The following is an 889-nucleotide window of genomic DNA, read 5'->3' on the forward strand; positions in this document are numbered from 1 at the left end:
CAGGTTCTGGCCAAGCCGAACTCGATCAAGCCGCACAATCACTTCACCGGCGAGATCTATGTCCTGTCGAAAGACGAAGGCGGCCGTCACACCCCGTTCTTCAACAACTATCGTCCACAGTTCTACTTCCGTACGACGGACGTGACTGGTTCGATCGAGTTGCCAGCGGACAAAGAAATGGTTATGCCAGGCGATAACGTGTCGATCACCGTCAAGCTGATCAACCCGATCGCGATGGAAGAAGGCCTGCGTTTCGCCATCCGCGAAGGTGGCCGTACCGTTGGCGCAGGTGTTGTTGCAAAGATCCTCAGCGAAGTCGCTGGTAAGTAATTTGTAGGAAAGGGTAGGAAAGCAGGTATACTTGCTTTCTTACCTGATGTGCCCAAGCAAAAAATTCATATTGCCGGTTCAACGCCGGTTCGTTCTTTTTAAGGGAATTACCATGTCCGCACCAAACCAGAAAATCCGCATTCGCCTCAAAGCGTTCGACTACAAGCTGATCGACCAGTCCGCACTGGAAATCGTCGACACCGCCAAGCGTACCGGCGCTGTTGTCAAAGGCCCAGTCCCACTGCCAACCCGCATCCAGCGGTTTGACGTCCTGCGTTCGCCGCACGTCAACAAAACCTCGCGCGACCAGTTCGAAATCCGTACGCACCAGCGTCTGATGGACATCGTGGACCCAACGGACAAGACCGTTGACGCGCTGATGAAGCTGGATCTGCCAGCTGGCGTCGACGTCGAAATCAAACTGCAATAATCATTGCAGTGTTGCCGCCAGCGCATTGATGTGCGCGGGCGAGTCAGGGCCGGGCGAGTTCGCTTTTAGCGAACGGACCCGGCCCTGATGCGTTTACATTGTCCTATTTTCAGCTTCCCCCACGCCACG

At 55.0% G+C, this 889-nt stretch carries 2 protein-coding genes; both read left to right on the forward strand.

Annotated features, from left to right (window positions below; translation table 11 throughout):
* A partial coding sequence (locus PO883_RS34635) for an elongation factor Tu (protein ID WP_289313826.1) occupies positions 1 to 330 on the forward strand: 330 nt, incomplete at its 5' end.
* Positions 331 to 442: 112 nt separating this feature from the next.
* Positions 443 to 760 (forward strand): 30S ribosomal protein S10, encoded by a 318-nt coding sequence (gene rpsJ, locus PO883_RS34640; RefSeq protein WP_005663509.1) that lies wholly within the window; start codon positions 443 to 445, stop codon positions 758 to 760.
* Positions 761 to 889 lie beyond the last annotated feature (129 nt).

The sequence above is a fragment of the Massilia sp. DJPM01 genome (genome assembly GCF_030348125.1).
GTDB classification, from domain to species: Bacteria; Pseudomonadota; Gammaproteobacteria; order Burkholderiales; family Burkholderiaceae_D; genus Telluria_A; species Telluria_A frigida.

Coding starts and splice junctions, on each gene's coding strand:
- rpsJ (WP_005663509.1), top strand. CDS start 443: ATGTCCGCACCAAACCAGAAAATCCGCATTCGCCTCAAAGCGTTCGAC.